Here is a 24,100-nt window from a genome sequence, read left to right on the forward strand (position 1 = left end):
ACTGGAGCAAATCGGAGCCTGTGATTGCCTCTTCGCGGGCAAGCCCGCTCCCACAGTTGGAATGCATTTCAACTGTGGGAGCGGGCTTGCTCGCGAAGGGGTCACCTCGGCCTCAAGCCGTCGCCGCCGAAGCCGGCACCTCCACCGCCCCCAACCCGTCCTTCATCCGCTGGGCATCCCGCACAAAACTGCGCGAGGCCTGGAACAGAAACAGCATGGTCAGGAACAGCGCCACCGGGATCAGGTACATGGCGTCATGCAAGCCCACGGCTTTATACGCTTCGGTCATCTGCGCAGCCCCATCGGCATACATCGCCGAATGGGCAAAGTGATCGGACAGACCGCCCACCACAATTGGCCCCATGCCACCGCCCAGCAGGTACAGCCCGGCAAAGAACAACGCCATCGCCGTCGCCCGCAGGCGCGGCTCGACCACATCCTGGATCGCCGTGTACACGCAGGTGTAGAAGTTATAGGCAAACAACCAGCCGACACTGAACAGCGCCACGAACACGCCGATCTCGATCCGCCCCGCGTGCAAGGCCCAGGCAGTGGTGACGGTGGAGATGATCAGGCTGAACGCGGCGAACAACAGACGGCCATTGGCGACGCGCTGATGAATCTTGTCGGCAATCCAGCCACCCAGGGTCAGGCCGATCAAACCGGTGATACCGACGATCACCCCGGTGGCGACCGCCGCTTCCTGCAACGGCATCAGGAAATAGCGTTGCAGCATCGGCACCAGAAACGAGTTGCAGGCATAGGTGGCGAAGTTGAAGCACAGCCCGGCCAGCACCAGCCAGAGGAAAGTCGGCACCGCCAGCACGCGGCGAATCGGGCGGTCGACGCGCTCCTGGGAGACCTGCACGGTTTCGGCCGCGCCGCGCTTGGGCTCTTTGATATAGAACATGAACACCGCAAGGATCAGACCCGGCACAGCAGCAATAAAGAACGGTGCGCGCCAGCTGTCGAACGCCTTGACCATCGCGCCAATGGTGAAGAACGCCAGCAACAGCCCCAACGGCAGGCCGAGCATGAAAATTCCCATGGCACGCGCGCGGCGGTGCGCCGGGAACAGATCGCCAATCAGCGAGTTGGCCGCCGGCGCATAGCTGGCTTCGCCGATGCCAATGCCCATGCGCACCAGCAGGAATGTCCAGAAGCTGCCGACCATGCCGTTGACCGCCGTCAGCCCGCTCCAGGCGAACAGGCCCCAGCCCATCAGTTTGCTGCGCGAGCCGGTGTCGGCGAGTCGCCCGAGCGGCAGGCCGGCAATGGCGTAGACGATGGTGAAGGCGGTGCCGATGATGCCGAGCTGGAAGTCGCTCAGGTGCCATTCCATGCGGATCGGCTCGATGATGATCGCCGGAATGGTACGGTCGAAGAAATTGAACAGGTTGGCCAGGAACAGCAGGAACAGAATGCGCCAGGCATTCGCCGCTTGGGTCGAGTTCTGCATGGGTCCGTCTCTTTTATTGTTATGAGAGCTGCGATGCCCGATGCATCCTGCCCGGTACCTGCAACATAGTCAGACGGGCAAGGCTTGTCTGTAATGATTCGTAAAGCTGATAGGGCATGATTTCACCCGGCGCCACGGGACTTGGCCTACAAAAATATAAGTGAGTGCCCCCCTTCCCAACGGCCTTGGCACGGATAGAATGGCGAGCCTTCCGTAGCATCCCCTTACTCTCTTTTATCGAAGACGCCCATGTCCGAAGCCAGTCCGTGTCTGAATTGCGGTGCCTGCTGTTCACACTTCCGTGTGTCTTTCTTTTGGGGAGAATGCGCCTCATCGGGGGGCACCGTACCCGATGAGCTGGTGGTGCAGATCAACCCCACCCGCGTGGCGATGATCGGTACCGACCAGAAGCCCGCGCGCTGCTGCAGCCTTGAAGGAGAAGTGGGCAAAGGCACCAGTTGCTCAATTTATGCACAGCGCTCGAGTGTGTGCCGCGAGTTCGACTCCTCCTGGAGCCAGGGCGTGCAGAACGTCGATTGCGACGCCGCCCGCGCTGCGTTCGGCCTGGCGCCGCTGACAGCCCCGTTCGAGTTGGACCTGCCCATCAGCGCTTAGCATTAAACGCTATGGAGAGCATGCCAAAATGGTTGAGAGCAAAGTGCCATTAGCGCTGACGAATCCCGCGAGGCTTCTATACTCGACCTCATAGGTCATCGCCTCAGGCAGTGACGTGACTCTATGACGGGACATGCTATGGAATGGCTGGGTCTGCATTTTTTTACCGACCTCCCAGAAAGCGGGCACTTATTACTCAATTGCAGTCATAACCCGTTTCTGGTGCTGCTGGCCTACCTGGTCGCTTGTGCGGCCGGGTTCGGCACGCTGGACATGGCTGAGCGTGTCGGCCATGTCGAGGACCCCACCGCAAGGCGCCATTGGCGCTGGCTCGGCGCCGGTTGCCTGGCCGGCGGGATCTGGTCGACCCACTTCATCAGCATGCTGGCCTTCCAGGCGCCCATCGCCATCCATTACGAATTGATCATGACGTTCGCCTCGCTGCTGATCGCCCTGGTTGCCTCGTTGTTCGCCATGCAGACCCTCAGTCACGCCCGTCTGCGCCTGCATCAGTACCTGCTGGCATCGGTGTGGATGGGCCTGGGTATCGCGCTGATGCACTACGTCGGCATGTCAGCCATGCGCTCCCAGGCCCAGGCGTATTTCGAGTCGGGATTGTTCATGGCCTCGATCGCGATTGCCATCGGCGCCAGCTTCGCCGCGCTGTTGCTGTCGAGCTACCTGCGCAACGGCGCCGGCGTGTTTCACCAATTGCTCAAATATGCCGCCAGCCTGGTGCTGGGCGCCGGGATCATCAGCATGCACTTTACCGGCATGGCCGCCCTGCGCTTGATGGTGCCTGCCGGGGCGGACCTGTCCCTGCCGCTGGACAACAACCCGATCCAGCTCGGTTTGTCGGTGGCCGTGATCACCCTGCTGGTGATCGGCAGCAGCATCAGCGCCGCCCTCGCCGACAAGAAGCTGCAGCACAAGGAACGTGACCTGCGCCGGGTCAACGCCCTGCTCAGCGAACTCGACCAGGCCCGAGCCTCGCTGCAGCAAGTAGCCCACTACGATGCACTCACCAGCCTGCTGAATCGCCGTGGTTTCAACCAGATCTTTGCAGAGAAACTCGCGGAAAAAACGGCTTCCCAGGGAATGATGGCGGTGATCTTCCTCGATATCGACCATTTCAAGCGCATCAATGACAGCCTCGGGCATGATGCCGGCGACCAATTGCTCACGGTGCTCGCCGGGCACATCAAGGGCTCGGTGCGCAGCCACGCCGACGTGGTCGCGCGTTTCGGCGGCGATGAGTTCTGCATCCTCATCAGCATCCACAACCGCGACGAGGCACGGCACCTGGCCCAGCGCATCATGCAGAAAATGAAAGAACCCATCGAACTGGCCGGCCGGCGCATGGTGATGACCACCAGCATCGGCATCAGCCTGTTTCCCGATGACGGCCTGACCTGCGAAGAGTTGCTCAAAACCGCAGACCTGGCGCTGTACCAGTCCAAGGATACCGGGCGTAACAGCCTGAACTTCTTCAGCTCCAACCTGAAAACCCGCGCCTTCCTCGAATTGCAACTGGAGGAAGAACTGCGCGGCGCCCTGCGCACCCGCAACCAATTGGTGTTGTTCTATCAACCGATCTTCGACATGAAGCTGGGCAAGGTCACGCGCCTCGAGGCCCTGGTACGCTGGCAACATCCGCAGCACGGCTTGCTGGCCCCGGATCGGTTTATCGGCATCGCCGAGAACAACGGGCTGATTGCCGAATTGGATCACTGGGTACTGCGCCAGGCCTGTCATGACCTGAGCCTGTTGTCCGACAGGGGTTACACCGAACTGACCATGTCCGTGAACTGTTCCGCGTTGAATCTGGCCCGCGACGAACTGGCGGACGAGATCGAAGACGCGCTGCGTTTCAGCGGCATCGCCGCCAATCGCCTGGAACTGGAAGTCACCGAAAACGCGTTGATGGGCAACATCAGCAGCACCCTGGCACTGCTGCGGCAGATCCGCGCGCTGGGGGTGTCGCTGGCCATCGACGACTTCGGCACCGGCTACTCATCGCTTGCCTACCTCAAGCGCCTGCCGCTCAACACGTTGAAGATCGACCGCTCGTTCATCCAGGACATTCCCAAGTCCACCGCCGATATCGAGATCGTCCAGGCGATTGTCGGCATGGCCCACACCCTGCACCTGCAGGTGGTGACCGAAGGTGTGGAAACCCAGGCCCAGTTCGAGCTGCTGCTCAAGCATGGCTGTGATTTCGTCCAGGGCTACCTGTTGAGCCCGGCGGTGCCTGCCAGCGACATCATCGGCGTGATCCAGGGCATCGACATCCGTAACCCGCTCTACCCTTACAGCGTGGCAGGCACCCAGGAAAAACCGCCAGCGAAAGAGCCCTCCACCGGGCGCCCAGGGTCGACTTCCATCGTCAGGCCAATTCGCTGACGCCTAAACTTTGGCATTTCGCCATCATTTGCCTAAAGAACGCCGACAAACGGCCGATTCATCAGAGTCCGGCCAGGTTTTGCCTGAGCATACAGGGTCAAACCCGATCGTTCCGGACAAGGACGCACTGTAAAGTCGCGAACTCCCATTCCGTGATGGCCCTTTGATTCTTTCCAGCCATCCGCCCAGGCACTTGGCGCACAATGACTTCTAAAAATAACTCTGCCACCGTGGTATCCGACGTGTTGCTCCCAGCTCCTGCGGACAAGCCCTCAGGTTCAAAGTCATTGAGCACCGCGCGCCCGCTGGCCACTCAGCAATACCTGTACTTCACCGAAACCAATACCGACCGCATCCTCGATAACCTCGACGGCCTGCGCGACATGGTGTTCCCGCGCCCGCCCCACCTGGAAGGCGACGGCGAACAGCGCAGCGAGCAGGAATTCCCCTCGGTGTGCCTGATCGGCCTGGGCCGTTGCGGTTCGAACATCGCGCTCGACGTGGCGGAGTTGGTGTACAACGCCCGCAAGTTCTACCTCAACGAATTCAGTACCGAAGACAAGACGCTGGACAAGGGCTACAGCCCGGCCCAGTGGATCCGCAACAACCTGCGCCTGGGCAGCGGCAAGGCCAGCAAGCCGGTGTTCCTGGTCGAGCCGCTGGTGATGCTGGGCGATCTGGACAAGGACATCGCCGGGCGCATCCGCTTCTCGCGCAAAGGCGAAAAAAGCGGCTTTTTGCGCGACTACAGCAAGATGAAAATCATGGACCTGTCGGAAGTCCATGCCGGAGGCGCCGGTAACGCGCCGATCCTCGGCCAGTACCTGGCCAAGATCATCCTCAACAAGGATACCCAGCGCTTTTCCAGCCCCGACTGGAAGATGATCCACTCCTACCTGATCGACTCCTGCGGCATCAAGGCCAACCAGTCGCGCCTGTACTTCTCGATCTTCAGCGCCGGCGGCGGTACGGGTTCGGGCATGGCCTCGGAATTCGGCCTGGCCCAGCAGCACTCGTACATGAACAAGACGTTCGACACCAAGCCCGCCGACGAGCACGACAGCAAGAGTGGCCACGCTTTTGTGTTCGAGCCGATCTTCACCAGCGGCATCTGCGTACTGCCGAATATTTCCGATCACCGCAGCGAAATGTCCGAAGCCCTGCACATCAACGCCGGGCGCCTGCTGTGCAAGTACCTGTCGGAAGAATGGGATTTCTCATACAACTTCGCCAATGAAGACAGCAGCGAAGCCAGCGTGAAGGGCCGCATCCGCCCCTGGAACGCAATGATGCTGATCTCCAACGACATCATGCGTTACGCCGAAGAAAGCGATGACGGCAATATCCAGAACATTGACGTCAATGCCATGGAAAAACACGCCAACCAGTACATCTCGCAGCAGATCTTCAACATTCTGACGGCCCAGGCGGTCACCACTGACTACGACCAGAACTACTTCCGTCGCGCCGGCATCGACATCGGCGAAACCATTCGCCTGGATGCCAACGACCTGTTCATGAGCCTTGCCGGCCCGGTGGCGATTGCCTACGCAGAGTCCGTGGTCCCGGAAACCCCGGCGCCGACCAACGACAAATTCAAGGTGTTCGAAAAAGAGCCCCAGCGCCTGAACATCGACGACCTGTTCTTCCGCTCCATCGACCTGCCGCATTTCAACAAGGTCACCCAGGCCATCGAAGGCATCAGCCTGCTGCCGATCGAGTCCAAGCGCTACAAAGCGTCACTGGAGCAGTACAAGAACTCCGGCTACGACGCGGCCGCGCTGCATGACCTGCACTTCTTCAAGAACTGCTCGTCGGTGGTCTCGATCGTGTCCCTGCCCAAGGACTACAAACTGTCCTACATGGACCTGAACCGGCTCAAGACTCACCTCAACAGCCTGTTCCCCAACACCACGCTCAAGCGCTACGCCTTGGTGATCGGTGCATCGGCGAACCTGTCGCTGACCACCCTGATCGCGAAAAGCCCGTGCCTGTCGGATGACTTCCTCACGCTGATCGTGGCCTTTATCAAACGCTGCTTTGCGCGCAACCCGTACCGTTTCGACGACACGCTGGACAACTCGATCCTGGACTTCATCATCCACGAGGACTTCGACGAAGACCGTATCGACGAGTTGCTCAACGAGTTCGAAAACCCGGCGAAGATCCTCGATACCAACTGGTACGCGATCAAGCCGATGTACGAGAAGAAGTACCGCGAGTTGATCAACGACAAAGACAAGTTTGTGTCGATCAATGACATTCGCCTGTCGCGCGATTGCGTGAAGAAGGCAGTCAAGTACCTGCGCGAGATCTACCGTCACCGCATCGGCAAGACCAAGGTTATTTCGCTGAATAACCACACCGGCAAGACGGCGTAGGCTTTGTTGTTGCTGAGGTGGGGTGTATCTCCGTTATTTGGGGTGGGGCTGATATTGGTTCCGCTCTTACAGCGGCTCACTTTTGAACAGCGCAAAAGTAAGCAAAACGCTCTTGCCCCACCGCTCGGCTCCTCGCTTAGGCTCGGAGTGCCCTCACTCCGGCTTTGGACCGTGGGCCGCCGTCATGGGCCATCCTTGGCCCAGGACGGCTAACCCGGCGTCCTGCCGGGTTACCCACGCTCCAAAGCCTGCGTTCGGCCAGCGTGGTTTAACGGGGCGCCTAAGATCAAGATCAAAGATCAAAAGCACAGCGGCCTACCGGCCGGTTTGAGTGTTGAAGAGCAAAATCAAAAGCTAAAGCCGGCACGGTCAAATGTGGGAGCTGGCTTGCCTGCGATAGCATCGCCTCGGTGTATCTGGAAGACCGAGGTGTCTACATCGCAGGCAAGCCAGCTCCCACAGAAAAGCAGCGCCACCCCGCCCGTAGCAGCTGTCGAGCGCCAGCGAGGCTGCGTGCTTTTGATCTTGATCTGCTCTTGATTTTGATCGGCGGGCCCCGTTAACCACGATGGCCGCAAGTAGGCACGGTGGAGCGGGTAAACCGGCAGGACGCCGGTTTAGCCGCGCCGGGCCAGGGATGGCCCATCGCGGCGACCCGCGCAAGCGTGCCGGAGTGCGGGCATGCCGAGCCTAGGCGAGGCACCGAGTGGTGGGGCAAAGCGTTTTTTGGTTACTTTTTTAGGCGTTTGTAAAAAAGTGACCCGCTGTAAAAGCGGAACCATAAGCCGCCGTTACTGCAGCAACGGATATGTACTCAAAACTCACACCCAGAAACAATTCCCCCCGCACTCCGCCGCTACCAAAACTGTTCCCATGACGCGCACGTAACCCCAGCCTGTGACCTTTCTCTACGGCAAGGTGCCATCACCGCAAATGCAGTTACCCGCCTACACACTTAAACTCGGAAAAATCACGCACCTTTTTCGCGCATGCATTTCCTACGTCGCCCTTTCCTGGATCAGAATCCACGGCGAAACCACCACCGCCCACAAACTCGGGTCCCGCTCAACCAGGTCCAATGCCCGCGTCGCAGACACCTCGCCAAGACTCCCCGCAGCCAGCCAGGCAGCGACTTTGTCGCGGTTATCCTCGGCCATGCCCTCGGCGGCCTCGATCAAATCCAGGCCGGCGTCGACCCACAATAGGGCACCCTTGGCAAAAAACGGTTCAAGCTCCTTCCAGGAAATTTCGGCGGTTTCACCGAGCAGCTTGGCATAGAGGGTGCTAGGTTCTTGCGTCATGGGAATTCACCTGAATAAAAAATCGGCGCAATCATAACGTCGCAGGTCAGGCAGAAAAACCCAGTTGCAAATGAGGCATCGATTGAAAGTGTCAGGAAAGCCAAGGATTGCCCGAGACTCTGGCATCACCCCGCCGCAATTCTGTCTTTTTCTTTCATTTAAGCGACATACCCGGGTTTTGCCCCCAGCAGCCAGCTTTTCAAGCGATCAACCGGCGCTCTACACTGTACCGGTACAGTTGCCAGGGCACTGCCGGGGGGATATCCGAGATATCTGATCCGGTTCTACAGCTCACAAGGCCGCTAGAACTATAAAAAATACAACAGTAAGAGTGGAGCACTATGAATAAGGCTACTAAGCAGATTTCCAAACTGTTTGCCGCTATGGTCCTGGCTGGGGTTGCCGGCCATTCGTTCGCAGCTGACACCATCAAGATTGGTATCGCCGGCCCTAAAACCGGTCCTGTGACGCAATACGGTGACATGCAATTCATGGGTGCCAAGCAAGCCATCGCCGACATCAACGCCAAGGGCGGCGTCGACGGCAAGTTGCTCGAAGCCAAGGAATACGACGACGCTTGCGATCCTAAACAAGCCGTTGCCGTCGCCAACAAAGTGGTCAACGACGGCGTCAAGTTCGTAGTTGGTCACCTCTGCTCCAGCTCCACTCAGCCAGCGTCCGATATTTATGAAGACGAAGGCGTGATCATGATTACCCCGGCGGCCACCAGCCCGGAAATCACCGCCCGTGGCTACAAGCTGATCTTCCGCACCATCGGCCTGGACAGCGCCCAGGGCCCTGCAGCCGGTAACTACATCGCCGATCACGTGAAGCCGAAAGTCGTTGCCGTCATTCACGACAAGCAGCAGTACGGTGAAGGCATCGCTACCGCCGTTAAACAGACCCTCGAGAAGAAAGGCGTGAAGGTTGCCCTCTTCGAAGGTATCAACGCTGGCGACAAAGACTTCGGCTCACTGATCCAGAAGCTCAAGCAAGCCAACGTCGACTTCGTCTACTACGGCGGCTACCACCCTGAGCTGGGCCTGATCCTGCGCCAAGCCAAGGAAAAAGGCGTGAACGCCAAGTTCATGGGCCCAGAAGGCGTCGGCAACGACTCCATTTCGCAAATCGCCCAGGGCTCTTCCGAAGGCCTGCTGGTGACCCTGCCGAAATCCTTCGACACCGATCCTGCCAACAAGGCAATCGTTGAAGAGTTCACCAAGAACAAGCAGGACCCAACCGGTCCGTTCGTGTTCCCAGCCTACTCGGCTGTTGAAGTGATCGCCGGTGGTATTGCCGCCGCGAAAAGCGAAGACACTGCCAAAGTGGCTGCCGCCATCCACGCAGGTTCCTTCAAGACCCCAACCGGCGACCTGAGCTTCGACGCCAAGGGCGACCTGAAGGACTTCAAGTTCGTGGTCTACGAATGGCACTTCGGCAAACCAAAAACCGAAGTTTCCCCTCAGTAAGCCAGGCGTTACTGGTCAACAAGCCCACTGTGCAAGCAGTGGGCTTTGTTTTACGAGGTTTATGGGCCTGTCACCCGCGATCCGGGCGCTGGCTCACCTGAAAATCTTAAAACCGTCACCAGCGGTTCGCTGGCAAACGCTTCGTGCAACCTGAGCACAGAACAGGGCACCGAGCCGGAAATTGACTCCACCAGTGAAATGCGTATCGGGTTTTTAGGAGCGCTGTAATGCCTGAGATCTATCATTTTTTCCAAACGCTGGTTAACGGCATGACCGTTGGCAGCACCTATGCCTTGATAGCCATTGGCTACACAATGGTTTACGGCATCATTGGAATGATCAACTTCGCCCATGGCGAGGTGTACATGATTGGTTCCTACGTGGCCTTCATCGCCCTTGCCGGGCTGGCCATGCTGGGTATCCACTCCCTGCCGCTGTTGATGACCGCTGCATTCCTGGCGTCCATCGTCGTAACCAGTGCCTATGGCTACAGTATCGAACGCGTTGCGTACCGCCCCTTGCGTGGCAGCAACCGCTTGATCCCGCTGATCTCTGCGATCGGCATGTCGATTTTCCTGCAGAACACCGTATTGCTGTCCCAGGATTCTAAGGACAAATCCATTCCCAACCTGATCCCGGGGAGCATCTCCTTCGGCCCAGGCGGCGCACAGGAAGTGCTGATTTCCTATATGCAGATCCTGGTCTTCGTCGTCACCCTGGTGGCCATGCTGGGCCTGACCCTGTTCATCTCCCGCTCCCGTCTGGGGCGCGCGTGCCGGGCCTGCGCCGAAGACATCAAGATGGCCAACCTGCTGGGCATCAACACCAACAACATCATCGCCCTGACCTTCGTCATCGGTGCCGCACTCGCGGCAGTGGCTGCCGTGCTGCTGAGCATGCAGTACGGCGTGATCAACCCCAACGCCGGTTTCCTGGTAGGCCTCAAGGCCTTTACCGCGGCGGTATTGGGCGGCATCGGCAGCATTCCGGGCGCCATGCTCGGCGGGCTGGTGCTGGGTGTGGCCGAGGCTTTTGGCGCCGATATCTTCGGCGACCAGTACAAGGACGTCGTGGCGTTCGGCCTGTTGGTTCTGGTGCTGTTGTTCCGTCCGACCGGCATCCTGGGCCGTCCGGAGGTTGAGAAAGTATGAGCAGATATCTTAAATCGGCGTTTTTCAGCGCCTTGCTGGTGTGGGCCGTGGCCTTCCCGGTACTCGGCCTCAAGCTGAGCATTGTCGGCATCAACCTCGAAGTGCATGGCACCGGCCCCGTGACCCTGACCATCATTGCCCTGTGCTCGGTGCTGATGTTCCTGCGTGTGCTGTTCACCGAGCAGGTCGGCGCCCTGTTCAAGCGCAACCGTGGCCCACTGGTATCGCCCAAGGTCAGTCAATTCCTGACCCTGCCGCGCACCCAGCGCTACATCATCATTGCCTTGATCATCGCTGCGCTGATCTGGCCGTTCTTCGGCTCGCGCGGTGCGGTCGACATCGCGACCCTGATCCTGATCTACGTGTTGCTGGGCCTGGGCCTGAACATCGTGGTGGGCCTCGCCGGCCTGCTCGACCTGGGTTATGTGGGCTTCTACGCCGTGGGTGCCTACACCTACGCGCTGCTCTCGCATTACCTTGGGTGGAGTTTCTGGATCTGCCTGCCCCTGGCGGGTATGGCCGCGGCCACGTTCGGCTTCCTGCTGGGCTTCCCGGTCCTGCGCCTGCGCGGTGACTACCTGGCCATCGTGACCCTGGGCTTCGGTGAAATCATCCGTCTGTTCCTGCGTAACCTGACCGATATCACGGGCGGTCCCAACGGCATCAGCAGCATCCCCAAGCCAACGTTCTTCGGGCTGTCGTTCGACCGCACCGCAGCCGAAGGCATGCAGACCTTCCACGAGTACTTCGGGATCGACTACAACCCGGTGAGCAAAGTGGTGTTCCTGTACCTGGTGGCGCTGTTGCTGGCATTGGCCGCCCTGTTCGTGATCAACCGCCTGTTGCGCATGCCGATCGGCCGCGCGTGGGAAGCGCTGCGCGAAGATGAAATCGCCTGCCGGGCCCTGGGCCTGAACCCGACCATCATCAAGCTTTCCGCGTTCACCCTGGGCGCCGCGTTCGCCGGTTTTGCCGGCAGCTTCTTTGCCGCGCGCCAAGGCCTGGTGACCCCGGAGTCGTTCACCTTCATCGAGTCGGCGATCATCCTCGCCATCGTGGTGCTGGGTGGCATGGGCTCGCAACTGGGCGTGATTCTGGCGGCGATCGTGATGATCCTGCTGCCGGAAATGATGCGTGAGTTCAGCGAATACCGCATGTTGATGTTCGGCGCCATGATGGTGCTGATGATGATCTGGCGACCTCAAGGCCTGCTGCCCATGCAACGTCCACACATGGAGCTGCGCAAATGAGCCGCGAGATCCTGAAAGTCGAAAACTTGAGCATGCGCTTCGGCGGCTTGCTGGCGGTCAACGGCGTGGCCCTGACCGTGAAAGAGAAACAAGTGGTGGCGCTGATCGGCCCGAACGGCGCCGGCAAGACCACGGTGTTCAACTGCCTCACCGGTTTCTACAAGCCGAGCGGCGGCAGCATCCTGCTGGACGGCCAGCCGATCCAGGGCCTGGCCGGTCACGAGATCGCCCGCAAAGGCGTGGTGCGGACCTTCCAGAACGTGCGGCTGTTCAAGGACATGACGGCGGTCGAGAACCTGCTGATCGCCCAGCACCGTCACCTGAACACCAACTTCTTCGCAGGCCTGTTCAAGACCCCGGCGTTTCGCAAGAGCGAGCGCGAGGCCATGGAGTACGCCGAGTACTGGCTGGACAAGGTCAACCTGACCGAGTTCGCCAACCGCCCGGCGGGCACCCTCGCCTACGGTCAGCAACGTCGCCTGGAAATCGCCCGCTGCATGATGACCCGCCCGCGGATCCTGATGCTCGACGAACCGGCGGCCGGCCTCAACCCCAAGGAAACCGAAGACCTCAAGGCGCTGATCGGCGTGTTGCGTGAGGAAAACAACGCCACCGTGCTGTTGATCGAACACGACATGAAACTGGTCATGAGCATCTCCGACCACATCGTGGTGATCAACCAGGGCACGCCGCTGGCCGACGGGACGCCGGAGCAGATCCGCGACAATCCTGAAGTGATCAAAGCCTATCTGGGGGAAGCGTAAAATGCTGCAATTCGAAAACGTTTCCACTTTCTACGGCAAGATCCAGGCCCTGCACAGCGTCAACGTGGAAGTGCGCCAAGGGGAAATCGTCACGCTGATCGGCGCCAACGGCGCCGGCAAATCGACCTTGCTGATGACCCTGTGCGGTTCGCCGCAGGCCCACAGCGGCAGCATCCGCTACATGGGTGAAGAGCTGGTGGGCCAGCAGTCGTCGCAGATCATGCGCAAGAGCATTGCGGTCGTGCCGGAAGGCCGCCGTGTGTTCTCGCGCCTGACCGTCGAGGAGAACCTGGCCATGGGCGGGTTCTTCACCGACAAGGGCGATTACCAGGAGCAGATGGACAAGGTGCTGCACCTGTTTCCACGGCTCAAGGAACGCTTCAGCCAGCGCGGCGGCACCATGTCCGGCGGCGAGCAGCAAATGCTCGCCATCGGCCGTGCGCTGATGAGCAAACCCAAGCTGCTGCTACTGGACGAGCCTTCCCTGGGCCTGGCGCCGATCATCATCCAGCAGATCTTCGACATCATCGAACAGCTGCGCAAGGATGGTGTGACGGTGTTCCTGGTGGAACAGAATGCCAACCAGGCGCTGAAGATTGCCGACCGTGCCTACGTGCTGGAGAACGGCCGGGTGGTGATGCAAGGCACCGGCGAGCAGCTGCTCACCGATCCAAAGGTGCGTGAGGCGTACCTGGGCGGTTAAGAGAAGGTTGCGGTAGCAACCGGATCAAAAATGTGGGAGCGGGCTTGCCCGCGAATCCGCTGGATCAGCCAAGTATCTAATGGCTGACACAGCGCATTCGTGGACAAGCCCGCTCCCACATTTGCTTTGTGGGGTGCCTGAATTTTGCCCAGCCTGAAATTATTTTTGCTGGGTTTGTAACGAATTTCCCCCCAACATCTCTAGTGGTACAAGCAGGCACTCAAGCCCGCCAACTCAACCCACTGCTGGAGATTCAACATGACCACCACTACCCGCTCGCTGTCCGCCGCTACCCTCGTCCTGGCCCTGGGTTCTGCCTTGAGCCTGTCCGCCCTGAGCACCACTGCCCACGCCGCCGACGACATGCAGAAATGCTTCGGTGTCGCCGAAGCCGGCAAGAACGATTGCGCCGCAGGCGCTGGCACATCCTGCGCCGGCACCTCGAAAGTCAAAGACCAGGCCAACGCTTGGAAACTGGTACCGGCCGGCACCTGCGCCAAAACCCCAAGCTCCACCTCGCCGACCGGTTTCGGCCAAGAAGCTGCCTTCACCGCCAAGTCCTGAAACCCTGGTCAGCCTGAGTACTGATGATGACGCTTTCATCCCTGCAAACGCCCTCGCCGGCTCAGGCGCCCGGCCTCCCCTGTCGGGCCGGGCTGGGGCTGAAGACCGAGCACTTCGCGCACGTGCTCGAGACTTCGCCCGACCTCGGTTTTTTTGAAGTACACGCCGAAAACTACATGGTGGCCGGCGGCCCGTTTCATCACTATCTGGGGTTGATCCGCGCGCAGTACCCGCTGTCGCTGCACGGCGTGGGCCTGTCCATCGGCGGTGAAAACCCGCTCAACCGGGACCACCTGGCACGCTTGGCGGCCCTGATCGAGCGCTATCAACCCCACTCATTTTCCGAACACCTGGCCTGGTCGAGCCACGGCCCGGTGTTTCTCAACGACCTGCTGCCGCTGGCCTACGATGCCGCCACCCTGAACCGGGTGTGCGCACACGTCGACCAGGTCCAGGACACGCTCAAGCGGCCGATGCTGCTGGAGAACCCGTCGACATACCTGCAGTTCGAGCGTTCCACCCTGGACGAGACCGACTTCATCAGCGAGGTCATCCGGCGCACCGGCTGTGGCCTGCTGCTCGACGTGAACAACGTCTACGTGTCGTGCATCAACCATCAACGCGACCCGCAGGCCTATCTCGACGCCCTGCCGCTGCACGCGGTGGGTGAGATTCATCTGGCCGGCTTTGCCGAAGACACTGACAGCCTGGGCGACCGCCTGCTGATTGATGACCACGGCGCGCCCATCGATAACGCCGTGTGGCAGTTGTACGAACAGGTACTGGCACGCATCGGCCCGGTGGCGACGCTGATCGAGCGAGACAACCAGGTACCGGCCTTCAGCGTGCTCTTGGCCGAAGCCGAGCACGCCGAACGGCACTTGTCGCAGGTACGCCCATGAGCCTTCACGACGCATTTGCCAGGGCCCTGCTGGCGCCCGACCAGGCCTGCCCCGACGGACTCTTCAGCAGCAATGGCGCCGACCCTGCCAGCCGCTTTGCGGTGTATCGCAACAATGTACACAGCGCGTTGATCAACGCCTTGGCGACAGCCTACCCGGTGACCTTGCAACTGGTGGGAGATGAGTTTTTTCACGCCATGGCCGGGCTCTACGTGCAAGCGTCGCCCCCCACCAGCCCGCTGATCAGTGAGTACGGCAGCACGCTGGCCGAGTTCATCCAGGCGTTCGAACCCGCCGCCAGCGTGCCATACCTCGCTGACGTGGCACGCCTTGAGCGTCTACGCGTGTGCGCCTATCACGCTGCGGATACGCCTGCGCTGGAGCAGCCGGCCATTCTCAATGCGCTGCAAGGCCAGACAGATCTGGGGCAACTGCGCCTGCAATTGCACCCGTCCCTCGCCACGTTGAATTCCGCCTATGCGGTGGTGGCAGTGTGGGCCGCGCACCAGACCGAGGGCGCCATTGCCACCTTGAATCCCTGGCATGCCCAAGGCGCGCTGGTGTTGCGCCAGGGCCTGGCGGTCAAGGTGTTCGCCATCGACAGCGGCTCAGTCGCCTTTATCGACAGCCTCACGCACGGCGCAGCGCTGGAAATAGCCGTGACCCACGCCCTCGAAGCCTCGGCCGAATTCGACCTGCACCACTGCCTGACCCTGCTGATCAACCACGACGTCATCACTCACTTGCACCTGGAACCAAAGGTATCGCCATGAACACATCCCCATCGTGCCTGGTGAAGCGGGCCATCGCGCTTTTCGAAAAAATCCCCTACAGCCTGATCGCCTTTCTCGCACGCTTCTCGATTGCCGCGGTGTTCTGGAAGTCCGGGCAGACCAAGGTCGAGGGCTTTGCGATTGATCTGGTCAGCGGCACCTTCCAGCTGGGCGCACCGAAGCTGGCGGCCTCGACCTTGCCGCTGTTTCGCAGCGAATACCACGTACCGTTGCTGTCACCGGAAGTGGCGGCGCACCTGGCAGCGTTTGCCGAGCATTTTTTCCCGGTGTTGATCCTGGTCGGGTTCGCCACGCGCTTCTCGGCCCTGGCCCTGATCGGCATGACCCTGGTGATTCAGCTGTTTGTATACCCCGATGCCTACCCGACCCACGGCACCTGGATTGCCTTGTTGCTGCTGTTGGTCGCCAAGGGACCGGGTTGCCTGTCCATCGATCACCTGATCGCACGCCGCTACCGTTAAAGCCGGTCCAGGGCCTCGCCGCTGCGCTTGAACCAGTCCACCAGGTAGTCGGCCAGTACCTGGGTGCGGCGCGGCAGCCCGCCCTGGTAAGGATGGACCAGGTACATCGGCAGGCTCCGCGTCTGATAATCGCGCAGCAGCCAGCGTAATCGACCGTCAGCCAGTTCCGCCGGCAAGACGTAGGACGGCAGGCGAGCGATGCCGGCCCCCACCAGGGCGGCCTTTTTCAGCAGGTTGTAGTGGTTGGAGGCGAAGGTGCCACTGACCCGCACCCGCAGTAATTCGTGCTGCTGGTGGTACAACCATTCCTCCCGCCCGCTGTAGTGGCTGTTGAGCAGGCAGCGGTGTGCGGCCAGGTCTGCCGGGGTCTGGGGTTCGCCATATTGCTCGAGGTAAGCCGGGCTGGCACACGTCATCTCGTGCCAGGCCAGCAACGGCTTGGCCACCAGGCGCTCGTTTTCAATCGCCCCCGAGCGCACACCCAGGTCAAAGCCGTCCCGCGCCAGGTCCCGGTAGCTGTTATTGAGCTCCAATTCGATCTGCACCTGCGGGTATTGCTTGGAAAACTCCAGCAACAAGCCATCGAAGAAGGTTTCGCCCAGCGACACCGGCACCGTCATGCGCACCGGCCCGGCCAGGTCATCCTTGAGCCGCGCCAAAGCCTGGCGGGCGCGATCCACTTGCACCACAAGCGCCTGGGCCTGGGGTAACAAGGCCGCACCGGCAGCGGTCAGGCTGAGCTTGCGCGTGGTGCGGTGCAGCAGCACCACGGCGTACTGCGCCTCCAACTGGCTGATGCGCTTGGACAATTGCCCCTTGCTGCAGCCCAACTGCTCGGCCGCCACGGTAAAACTGCCCGCCTCGATCAGTACGGCAAAGGCCGCCAGGTCATCCATCTCGCTCATGGATTGTTTCCATTTGAAAACCAAAGGTTGCCTATTAGCGCGTTTATCCGACAGAAAAGCCACACTAGACTGAACCTTCACTTACCCCTGGAGGAACAGCACCATGAAAATCCTTTTGATTGGCGCCAGCGGCACCGTCGGCTCTGCGGTCAAGGCAGAACTGGCCCAGCGTCACGACGTGATCAGCATCGGTCGCAGCAGCGGCGACTTCCAGGTGGACATCAGCGACAGCGCATCGATCCGCCGGCTGTTCGAACAAACCGGCAAGTTCGATGCACTGGTCTGCGCGGCAGGCAGCGTGAATTTCGTGCCGCTGGGTGACATGCACGACAGCGACTTCGAACTCGGCCTGCGGGACAAGCTGATGGGCCAGGTCAACCTGCTGCTGATCGGGCGTGAATACGCCAACGATGGCGCCTCGTTCACCTTCACCAGCGGCATTCTCAACCGCGACCCGATCCGTACCGGTGCCTCGGCGGCACTGGTCAACGGCGCGCTGGATGCGTTCGTCAAAGCCGCTGCAATCGAATTGCCACGTGGCCTGCGCATCAACTCCGTCAGCCCGACGGTCCTGCTGGAAGCCATGGACAGCTACGCACCGTACTTCCGTGGCTACAAGCCGGCGACCGGCGCCGACGTGGCGTTGGCCTACGCCAAAAGCGTGGAAGGCTTGCAGACAGGCCAGACCTATATCGTCGGTTGAGACGCGACAGCCTCACGTGAGAATTGAGACATCCATTCATTCACCAGCGCGCGCGGGGCAAACATCACGAACTCCCCGCCCAGCTGGCCTTGAACCCTGGACGTATTCAGCCGGTAGCCGTCCACATAGAGTGTCAGGTCCCGCTGATACGTCAGCAGCGTGATGGATTGGGTCCTCGCCCTGGCCTCTGGACTCAACGTGACACTGACTTCAACGCGAGACGGGTCGGGGTCTTCAGGTCTTTTCAGCGTCACCGAGATCTTCGTGAAGTCGTTGGCCGACCAGTAGACGAGCCGGGCGGGCTCGTCTGCACAGGCTGCACTCGCCCAGAGCAGGAGAACGCACAGGCTCCATTTGATGTTCATGGCAATCTCCGGCCCAAAGATCTCGACTTTCTCACGACGTATCTGCCCTAACTATAGGAAACATCCCCCTTTGCACCGCCTGATTTCCCAACGCGTGGAGAACAGGTATTCAAACTGTGTCCCGTACTTGTGATGCAGCGCCAGCCTGCGTAACGTGGCGGCACTTGTCTGGAGACCCGATATGCGCGCCGCCCGTACCCTCGCCCTGTTTGCCTTGCTCCCCCTGTTCGCCGCCTGCCAGATGTTCGAAAGCGAGCCGGCCAAGCCGTCTCTCGCCGGGATGACCCGCATGCAGGGTGAACTCACCGCAGTGGGTGGCAAGCTGCTGTTCCAGCCGTGCAACGATAAACGCAACTACGTGGTCAACGACACCGGCGGCACCAGCATCCTGCAGGAAGCCGCCTCCCTGGCCGGCCAGCAGGGCGCGTTGTTTGCCGACCTGCGCGGCAAGTTTTCCGGGGTCGCCAGCGGCACCCAGGGTTCGGTAGACCTGCAACAGCTCTACCGCGTGGAACGCTCGACCTCGGCCTGCGACGACCCTGACTTCAAGCGCATGATCCTGCGGGCCAACGGCCACAAACCGGCCTGGGCGATGAATGTCACGGCCAAGGGCATGGTGCTGGAACGCGAAGGCCAGCCACCACTGGCGGTGCCGTACGTCGAAGAGCAGATGGGCGACGGCCGTTTCAACCTGATGACCGAAGCCAATAACCAGCACATCGAACTGTGGGTGGCCCCGCAGCGTTGCATCGACAGCGTCAGCGGCAGCTTGCAACACATGACTGCCGAGTTACGCGTCAACGGCCAGGTACAGCGTGGTTGCGCGTCGTTCGGCGGCTCGCGGGACGACTGATTCGGCCCTGCGCTGTTTTAACATGTCGGAAAACCGCCATTGGGGCTTATAATCGCCGGTTTGCAAAACAGCCGGCCTCTCTGCCCGCCGCCTACCGGATCCCGTCATGTTACGAATCACCGAACTCAAGCTGCCCATCGACCATCCCGAAGAAGACCTGCGGCCTGCCATCGTGCAGCGCCTGGGCATCGCCAGTGATGACCTGCTCGATTTCACCCTGTTCAAGCGCAGCTACGACGCCCGCAAGAAGTCGTCGGAGCTGTGCTTCATCTACACCATCGACCTGAACGTGAAAGGCGAAGCCGCGCTGCTGCTCAAGTTCGCCGACGACCGCAACGTCAACCCCGCGCCGGACGTGAGCTACAAAGTCGTCGGCCAGGCGCCGGAAGGCCTGGTCGAGCGCCCAATCGTGGTCGGTTTCGGCCCGTGCGGGATCTTCGCCGGGCTGTTGCTCGCGCAGATGGGCTTCAAGCCGATCATCCTCGAACGCGGCAAGGAAGTGCGCCAGCGCACCAAGGACACCTGGGGCCTGTGGCGTAAAAGCGTGCTCAACCCCGAGTCCAACGTGCAATTCGGCGAGGGCGGCGCCGGGACCTTTTCCGACGGCAAGCTCTACAGCCAGATCAAGGACCCGAAATTCCACGGTCGCAAAGTCCTGCACGAGTTCGTCAAGGCCGGCGCGCCGGAAGAAATCCTCTACGTCAGCAAGCCGCACATCGGTACATTCCGCCTGACCGGCGTGGTGGAAAACATGCGCGAGCAGATCATCGCCCTCGGCGGTGAAGTGCGCTTCGAGCAGCGGGTCACCGACGTGCTGATCGAGGACGGCCAGTTGAACGGCGTGGTCATCGACGGTGGCGAGCAGATCCTTTCCAGGCACGTGATCCTGGCCTTGGGCCATAGCGCCCGCGACACCTTCCGCATGCTGCATGGCCGTGGCGTGTACATGGAAGCCAAGCCGTTCTCGGTGGGGTTCCGTATCGAACACCCGCAGTCGCTGATCGATGCCGCGCGCCTGGGCAAATACGCCGGGCACCCGAAACTCGGCGCCGCCGACTACAAACTGGTGCACCACGCCAAGAACGGTCGTTCGGTCTACAGCTTCTGCATGTGCCCGGGCGGCACCGTGGTGGCAGCAACCTCCGAGCCGAACCGCGTGGTCACCAATGGCATGAGCCAGTACTCGCGTAACGAGCGCAACGCCAACTCCGGCATCGTGGTCGGCATCACCCCTGAGGTGGACTACCCCGGCGGCCCGTTGGCCGGTATCGAGCTGCAGGAGCGCCTGGAATCTCACGCCTACATCCTCGGCGGCAGCAACTACGAAGCACCCGCGCAGCTGGTAGGTGATTTCATTGCCGGCACGCCGTCGACCGCCCTTGGCAGTGTAGAACCGTCCTACAAACCGGGCGTGGCCCTCGGTGACCTGGCCCTGGCCTTGCCGGACTTTGCCATCGAGGCAATCCGCGAAGCGCTGCCGGCGTTCGAGAAGCAGATCAAGGGCTACTCGCTGCACGATGCGGTGTTGACGGGTATCGAGACTCGCACCTCGTCACCGCTACGGATTACCCGTGATGAATCGATGCAGAGCCTGAACGTGAAAGGCCTGTTCCCGGCGGGTGAAGGCGCGGGCTATGCCGGCGGGATTCTGTCGGCCGGTGTTGACGGGATTCGGATTGCCGAGGCGTTGGCGCGGGATATGTTGGGCCTCGAAGCCTGACACATTCCCCTGTAGGAGCCCGGCTGGTCGATTCGGCGCAGCGCCTCGAATCGGCAAACCGGGCTCCCGCAAGGTTAAATGTTGGCGCGCAGGATGCTGTCCGGCAACGCCTCGCCGCGCTCCACGCTGGCCGCCACGGCCGCGATCAAACCGTCCAGGGCATAGCCCTGCCCCGCCAGCCACGCCTGATCGTAATAGGTGGTCGCATACCGCTCGCCGCCATCGCACAAAATCGCCACGATCGACCCCGACTCCCCCGCAGCCTTCATCTGCTGCGCCGCCACCAGCGCGCCAATCAGGTTGGTCCCGCTGGAACCCCCGACCCGCCGCCCCAACCGCTCGGCCAGGTAATGCATGGCCGCCAGTGACAGCGCATCCGGGACCTTGACCATCGCATCAATGACCTTGGGCAAAAACGACGCCTCGACGCGTGGCCGGCCAATGCCTTCGATGCGCGAACCGCAGTCCAGGCGCAGGCTGGCGTCGCCGCTCTGGTAGAAATCGAAAAACACCGAGCGCTCGGCATCGGCACACAATACGCGGGTGCAGTGCTGGCGGTAGCGCACATACCGTCCGAGGGTGGCGGTGGTGCCGCCAGTGCCGGGGCTGGAGATCAACCAGCTTGGCTCAGGATGCTGCTCGAAGCGCATCTGCTGGAAAATCGACTCGGCGATGTTGTTGTTCGCGCGCCAATCGGTGGCGCGTTCGGCGTAAGTGAACTGGTCCATGAAGTGCCCGCCGCTTTCCTGCGCCAGGCGCTCGGATTCGGCGTAGATCTGCGTCGGATCCTGGACCAGATGGCTCTTGCCGCCATAGAAGGCAATCTGCGCGATCTTTTCCTGGGAGGTGGTGGCCGGCATCACCGCAATGAATGGCAAGCCGAGCAGGCGCGCGAAGTAGGCCTCGGAGATCGCCGTCGAACCGCTGGACGCCTCGATCACCGGCGCGCCGGGCTTGAGCCAGCCATTGCACAGCGCGTACAGGAACAGCGAACGCGCGAGGCGATGTTTCAGGCTGCCGGTGGGGTGGCTGGACTCATCCTTGAAGTACAACTCGATACCCGGCAAGCCTGGCAGCGGCAAGGGAATCAGGTGCGTGTCGGCGCTGCGCTGGAAGTCTGCTTCAATGATACGAATGGCTTCGCGGGCCCAAGGACGGTGGTCGCTCATGGCGGGGTTCTCTAAGGGTTTCAGCGCTAACTTTAAGGGTTTTCCTACACTGCACACAGATACAGTGAAGACTCAATTGGACACACAATTGCTAGGCTCAGGCGCAATGCCGTCCGAGCCCGTCCCTTATAACAAATAAGAATATAACTTTTGTTTTAACAACTAACGGTACGGGTTAGGGTACCCACCTATTGAACCTCATTGGAGAGCATCCCTTGCCTCTGCGTAGCACTTTCACGCGTTTCTTCCAGCTGGAAGCCGCCAGCGGTCTGTTATTGATCGCCGCTGCGGCCCTGGCCCTGATTATCAACAATTCGCCCTTGTCACACCTGTACGCGGCGTTTCTCGACGTGCCGGTGGTGGCGCAGATCGGCGCGCTGAAAATCGCCAAGCCAGCCCTGTTGTGGATCAACGATGGCCTGATGGCCTTGTTCTTCCTGCTGATCGGCCTGGAGGTCAAGCGCGAGCTGCTTGATGGTCACCTGTCCAAGCCATCGCAAGTGGTACTGCCCGGTGCAGCCGCCATCGGCGGCATGGTCGTGCCAGCGCTGATCTACTGGGCGATCAACAAGGACTACCCCGCCGCACTCTCCGGCTGGGCGATTCCGATGGCCACCGACATCGCCTTCGCCCTGGGCGTGCTGGCGCTGCTGGGCAAGCGCGTGCCAGTGTCGTTGAAGCTGTTCCTGATGACCCTGGCGATCATCGATGACCTGGGCGCAATCATTGTCATTGCCGTGTTCTACTCCGCGGACCTGTCGGGTGCCGCCCTGGCAGGTGCGGGCGCGTGTCTGATCGCCTTGATCGCGATGAACCGCCTGGGCGTGATCAAGCTCGGGCCGTACCTGATCATTGGCCTGATCCTGTGGGTCTGCGTACTCAAGAGCGGTGTACACGCGACCCTGGCCGGCGTGACCCTGGCGTTCTGCATCCCGATGCGCACCAAGAACGCCGAAGCCTCGCCACTGATGACCCTGGAACACGCCCTGCACCCCTGGGTGGCCTACGGCATCCTGCCGCTGTTCGCCTTCGCCAATGCGGGTGTTTCGCTGACCGGCGTCAGCCTGGAAAGCTTCACCCACCACGTGCCGATGGGCATCGCCGCCGGCCTGTTGATCGGTAAAACCGTCGGGGTGTTCGGCCTCACCTGGCTGGCCATCAAGACCGGCCTCGCCGCCCTGCCCAGCGGCGCGAATTGGGGCCAGGTGTTCGGCGTGGCAATCCTGTGCGGCATCGGCTTCACCATGAGCCTGTTCGTCGGCTCCCTGGCGTTTGTACCGGGGGCCAGCGAGTTCGCCGGCGAGGACCGCATGGGGATTCTGACCGGGTCGATCCTGGCGGCATGCATTGGCTACGCGGTAACGGCGATGGCGAGCCGCAAGAAAGCCTGAGCTGACTGAACCCACACCCATGAAAAAACCCCAACCGGTTACCCGGTTGGGGTTTTTCTTTGCCTGCCGATTACCGCTTAGCGGGTAACGCGGCTGGTGCCATCAACGGTCATGATGCGCACGCGGTCGCCGATGCGGAAGATTTCATTCTCCTGCACGGCCTGCACGTAGGCGCGCATGCTGCCATCGTCTTCACGAACGGTGATTTCCACACCTTGGGTGCGGGTCAGGCCTTCTTCGGTAGCCGAGCCCAGCAGGCCACCGGCAACGGCGCCGATCACGGCAGTCACGATGCTGCCACGGCCGCCACCGATGGCGCTGCCGCCAACGCCGCCGATGACTGCGCCAGCAGCGCCGCCGATTGGGGTCTTGGTACCTTCGATTTTCACCGGACGCAGGGATTCGATGGTGCCCATGCGCACGGTCTGCACACGACGTGCTTCGTCACGGGAGTACGAGTCGCCGGTCAGACTCGAGGCGCAGCCACCCAACAGCAACGACAGGGTGGTAAAGCAGGCAACCAGTAAAACGGACTTACGCATAGCATCAACTCCAAAGGACAGGTATTCATTAGACGCTGCGGCTTGGCGCCTGTCACGGCAAGCCCCGCAGAAAATTGCTTTCATTCAGCCTGAGTACAGACAGCCAGTAACAGAAAACTCGACGAACGGTAGCTTGGCCTTTGTGCCAAGAGATGTATCGACTGTTCCATCATTGTAGCCGCGCAGCCGCACGCAACCCAAACCTCCTGCTATAGAGACGTGAGCGCGGCGGACA

General features: G+C 61.0%; 23 protein-coding genes. 17 read left to right on the forward strand and 6 right to left on the reverse strand.

Features of this window, described 5'->3' with window-relative positions; genetic code table 11:
- Positions 1-112: 112 nt before the first annotated feature.
- A complete protein-coding gene (locus NTD80_RS17775; RefSeq protein ID WP_065902939.1) occupies positions 113-1,459 on the reverse strand; it encodes a spinster family MFS transporter in 1,347 nt (448 codons plus the stop codon).
- A gap of 249 nt (positions 1,460-1,708) precedes the next feature.
- Between NTD80_RS17775 and NTD80_RS17780 the strand changes: the two genes are divergently transcribed.
- The 3 genes from NTD80_RS17780 (at position 1,709) to NTD80_RS17790 (ending at position 6,858) form a co-directional block, all read left to right on the forward strand.
- Positions 1,709-2,074, forward strand: a complete 366-nt coding sequence (locus NTD80_RS17780; RefSeq protein WP_120447807.1) for a YkgJ family cysteine cluster protein — start codon at positions 1,709-1,711, stop codon at positions 2,072-2,074.
- A 138-nt stretch (positions 2,075-2,212) separates the two neighbouring features.
- Positions 2,213-4,477, forward strand: coding sequence for a putative bifunctional diguanylate cyclase/phosphodiesterase (locus NTD80_RS17785; RefSeq protein ID WP_262134444.1), 2,265 nt, complete (start codon positions 2,213-2,215; stop codon positions 4,475-4,477).
- Between the two features lie 203 nt (positions 4,478-4,680).
- Positions 4,681-6,858, forward strand: a complete 2,178-nt coding sequence (locus NTD80_RS17790; protein ID WP_262134445.1) for a hypothetical protein — start codon at positions 4,681-4,683, stop codon at positions 6,856-6,858.
- Positions 6,859-7,856: 998 nt separating this feature from the next.
- On the opposite strand, the gene NTD80_RS17795 is transcribed toward NTD80_RS17790, so the two are convergent.
- Entirely contained in the window at positions 7,857-8,159 is a 303-nt protein-coding gene (locus tag NTD80_RS17795) for a DUF2288 domain-containing protein (protein ID WP_262134446.1), read from the reverse strand.
- 341 nt (positions 8,160-8,500) lie between these two features.
- Between NTD80_RS17795 and NTD80_RS17800 the strand changes: the two genes are divergently transcribed.
- The 10 genes from NTD80_RS17800 (at position 8,501) to NTD80_RS17845 (ending at position 16,217) form a co-directional block, all read left to right on the forward strand.
- On the forward strand, positions 8,501-9,628 hold the full coding sequence (locus tag NTD80_RS17800; protein ID WP_262134447.1) for a branched-chain amino acid ABC transporter substrate-binding protein: 1,128 nt from the start codon (positions 8,501-8,503) through the stop codon (positions 9,626-9,628).
- 45 nt (positions 9,629-9,673) lie between these two features.
- Positions 9,674-9,856: a hypothetical protein gene (locus NTD80_RS17805; protein ID WP_262134448.1), complete on the forward strand. Its 183-nt coding sequence runs from the start codon at positions 9,674-9,676 to the stop codon at positions 9,854-9,856.
- On the forward strand, positions 9,856-10,779 hold the full coding sequence (gene livH, locus NTD80_RS17810; protein ID WP_071487391.1) for a high-affinity branched-chain amino acid ABC transporter permease LivH: 924 nt from the start codon (positions 9,856-9,858) through the stop codon (positions 10,777-10,779). Before NTD80_RS17805 ends, livH begins: the two co-directional genes overlap by 1 nt.
- Entirely contained in the window at positions 10,776-12,029 is a 1,254-nt protein-coding gene (locus NTD80_RS17815; protein ID WP_262134449.1) for a high-affinity branched-chain amino acid ABC transporter permease LivM, read from the forward strand. Before livH ends, NTD80_RS17815 begins: the two co-directional genes overlap by 4 nt.
- Positions 12,026-12,793, forward strand: coding sequence for a high-affinity branched-chain amino acid ABC transporter ATP-binding protein LivG (gene livG, locus NTD80_RS17820; protein ID WP_012722652.1), 768 nt, complete (start codon positions 12,026-12,028; stop codon positions 12,791-12,793). Before NTD80_RS17815 ends, livG begins: the two co-directional genes overlap by 4 nt.
- Position 12,794: 1 nt before the next feature.
- A complete protein-coding gene (locus NTD80_RS17825; protein ID WP_010212366.1) occupies positions 12,795-13,496 on the forward strand; it encodes an ABC transporter ATP-binding protein in 702 nt (233 codons plus the stop codon).
- A gap of 258 nt (positions 13,497-13,754) precedes the next feature.
- Complete coding sequence (locus NTD80_RS17830; protein WP_065902955.1) at positions 13,755-14,060, forward strand: DUF2282 domain-containing protein; 306 nt, start codon at positions 13,755-13,757, stop codon at positions 14,058-14,060.
- Between the two features lie 23 nt (positions 14,061-14,083).
- Positions 14,084-14,962 (forward strand): DUF692 domain-containing protein, encoded by an 879-nt coding sequence (locus NTD80_RS17835; protein WP_262134450.1) that lies wholly within the window; start codon positions 14,084-14,086, stop codon positions 14,960-14,962.
- On the forward strand, positions 14,959-15,735 hold the full coding sequence (locus tag NTD80_RS17840; RefSeq protein WP_262134451.1) for a DNA-binding domain-containing protein: 777 nt from the start codon (positions 14,959-14,961) through the stop codon (positions 15,733-15,735). The genes NTD80_RS17835 and NTD80_RS17840 overlap by 4 nt, the downstream gene beginning before the upstream one ends.
- Positions 15,732-16,217 carry a DoxX family protein gene (locus NTD80_RS17845; RefSeq protein ID WP_065902964.1) on the forward strand — a complete coding sequence of 162 codons (486 nt, stop codon included), beginning with the start codon at positions 15,732-15,734 and terminating at the stop codon, positions 16,215-16,217. The genes NTD80_RS17840 and NTD80_RS17845 overlap by 4 nt, the downstream gene beginning before the upstream one ends.
- On the opposite strand, the gene NTD80_RS17850 is transcribed toward NTD80_RS17845, so the two are convergent.
- Positions 16,214-17,122, reverse strand: a complete 909-nt coding sequence (locus NTD80_RS17850) for a LysR family transcriptional regulator (protein WP_120447803.1) — start codon at positions 17,120-17,122, stop codon at positions 16,214-16,216. The two genes, NTD80_RS17845 and NTD80_RS17850, sit on opposite strands and share 4 nt — an antisense overlap.
- Before the next feature lie 103 nt (positions 17,123-17,225).
- Between NTD80_RS17850 and NTD80_RS17855 the strand changes: the two genes are divergently transcribed.
- Positions 17,226-17,825, forward strand: coding sequence for a short chain dehydrogenase (locus NTD80_RS17855; protein WP_120447802.1), 600 nt, complete (start codon positions 17,226-17,228; stop codon positions 17,823-17,825).
- On the opposite strand, the gene NTD80_RS17860 is transcribed toward NTD80_RS17855, so the two are convergent.
- Positions 17,810-18,190: a hypothetical protein gene (locus NTD80_RS17860; RefSeq protein WP_262134452.1), complete on the reverse strand. Its 381-nt coding sequence runs from the start codon at positions 18,188-18,190 to the stop codon at positions 17,810-17,812. The two genes, NTD80_RS17855 and NTD80_RS17860, sit on opposite strands and share 16 nt — an antisense overlap.
- Before the next feature lie 181 nt (positions 18,191-18,371).
- On the opposite strand from NTD80_RS17860, the gene NTD80_RS17865 reads away from it, so the two are divergent.
- Both NTD80_RS17865 and NTD80_RS17870 read left to right on the forward strand, forming a co-directional pair.
- The gene (locus tag NTD80_RS17865; RefSeq protein WP_065902972.1) at positions 18,372-19,043 is read left to right on the forward strand and encodes a COG3650 family protein; all 672 of its coding nucleotides are present in this window, start codon (positions 18,372-18,374) and stop codon (positions 19,041-19,043) included.
- A 106-nt stretch (positions 19,044-19,149) separates the two neighbouring features.
- Positions 19,150-20,763 (forward strand): NAD(P)/FAD-dependent oxidoreductase, encoded by a 1,614-nt coding sequence (locus tag NTD80_RS17870; protein WP_262134453.1) that lies wholly within the window; start codon positions 19,150-19,152, stop codon positions 20,761-20,763.
- Between the two features lie 74 nt (positions 20,764-20,837).
- On the opposite strand, the gene NTD80_RS17875 is transcribed toward NTD80_RS17870, so the two are convergent.
- Complete coding sequence (locus NTD80_RS17875; protein ID WP_120447800.1) at positions 20,838-21,932, reverse strand: PLP-dependent cysteine synthase family protein; 1,095 nt, start codon at positions 21,930-21,932, stop codon at positions 20,838-20,840.
- Between the two features lie 215 nt (positions 21,933-22,147).
- On the opposite strand from NTD80_RS17875, the gene nhaA reads away from it, so the two are divergent.
- Positions 22,148-23,323 carry a Na+/H+ antiporter NhaA gene (gene nhaA / locus NTD80_RS17880; RefSeq protein WP_065902978.1) on the forward strand — a complete coding sequence of 392 codons (1,176 nt, stop codon included), beginning with the start codon at positions 22,148-22,150 and terminating at the stop codon, positions 23,321-23,323.
- 77 nt (positions 23,324-23,400) lie between these two features.
- On the opposite strand, the gene NTD80_RS17885 is transcribed toward nhaA, so the two are convergent.
- The gene (locus NTD80_RS17885) at positions 23,401-23,865 is read right to left on the reverse strand and encodes a glycine zipper 2TM domain-containing protein (RefSeq protein WP_003189251.1); all 465 of its coding nucleotides are present in this window, start codon (positions 23,863-23,865) and stop codon (positions 23,401-23,403) included.
- Between the last annotated feature and the right edge of the window lie 235 nt (positions 23,866-24,100).

The organism is Pseudomonas sp. 13B_2.1_Bac1, from assembly GCF_025466155.1.
GTDB classification, from domain to species: Bacteria; Pseudomonadota; Gammaproteobacteria; order Pseudomonadales; family Pseudomonadaceae; genus Aquipseudomonas; species Aquipseudomonas aylmerensis.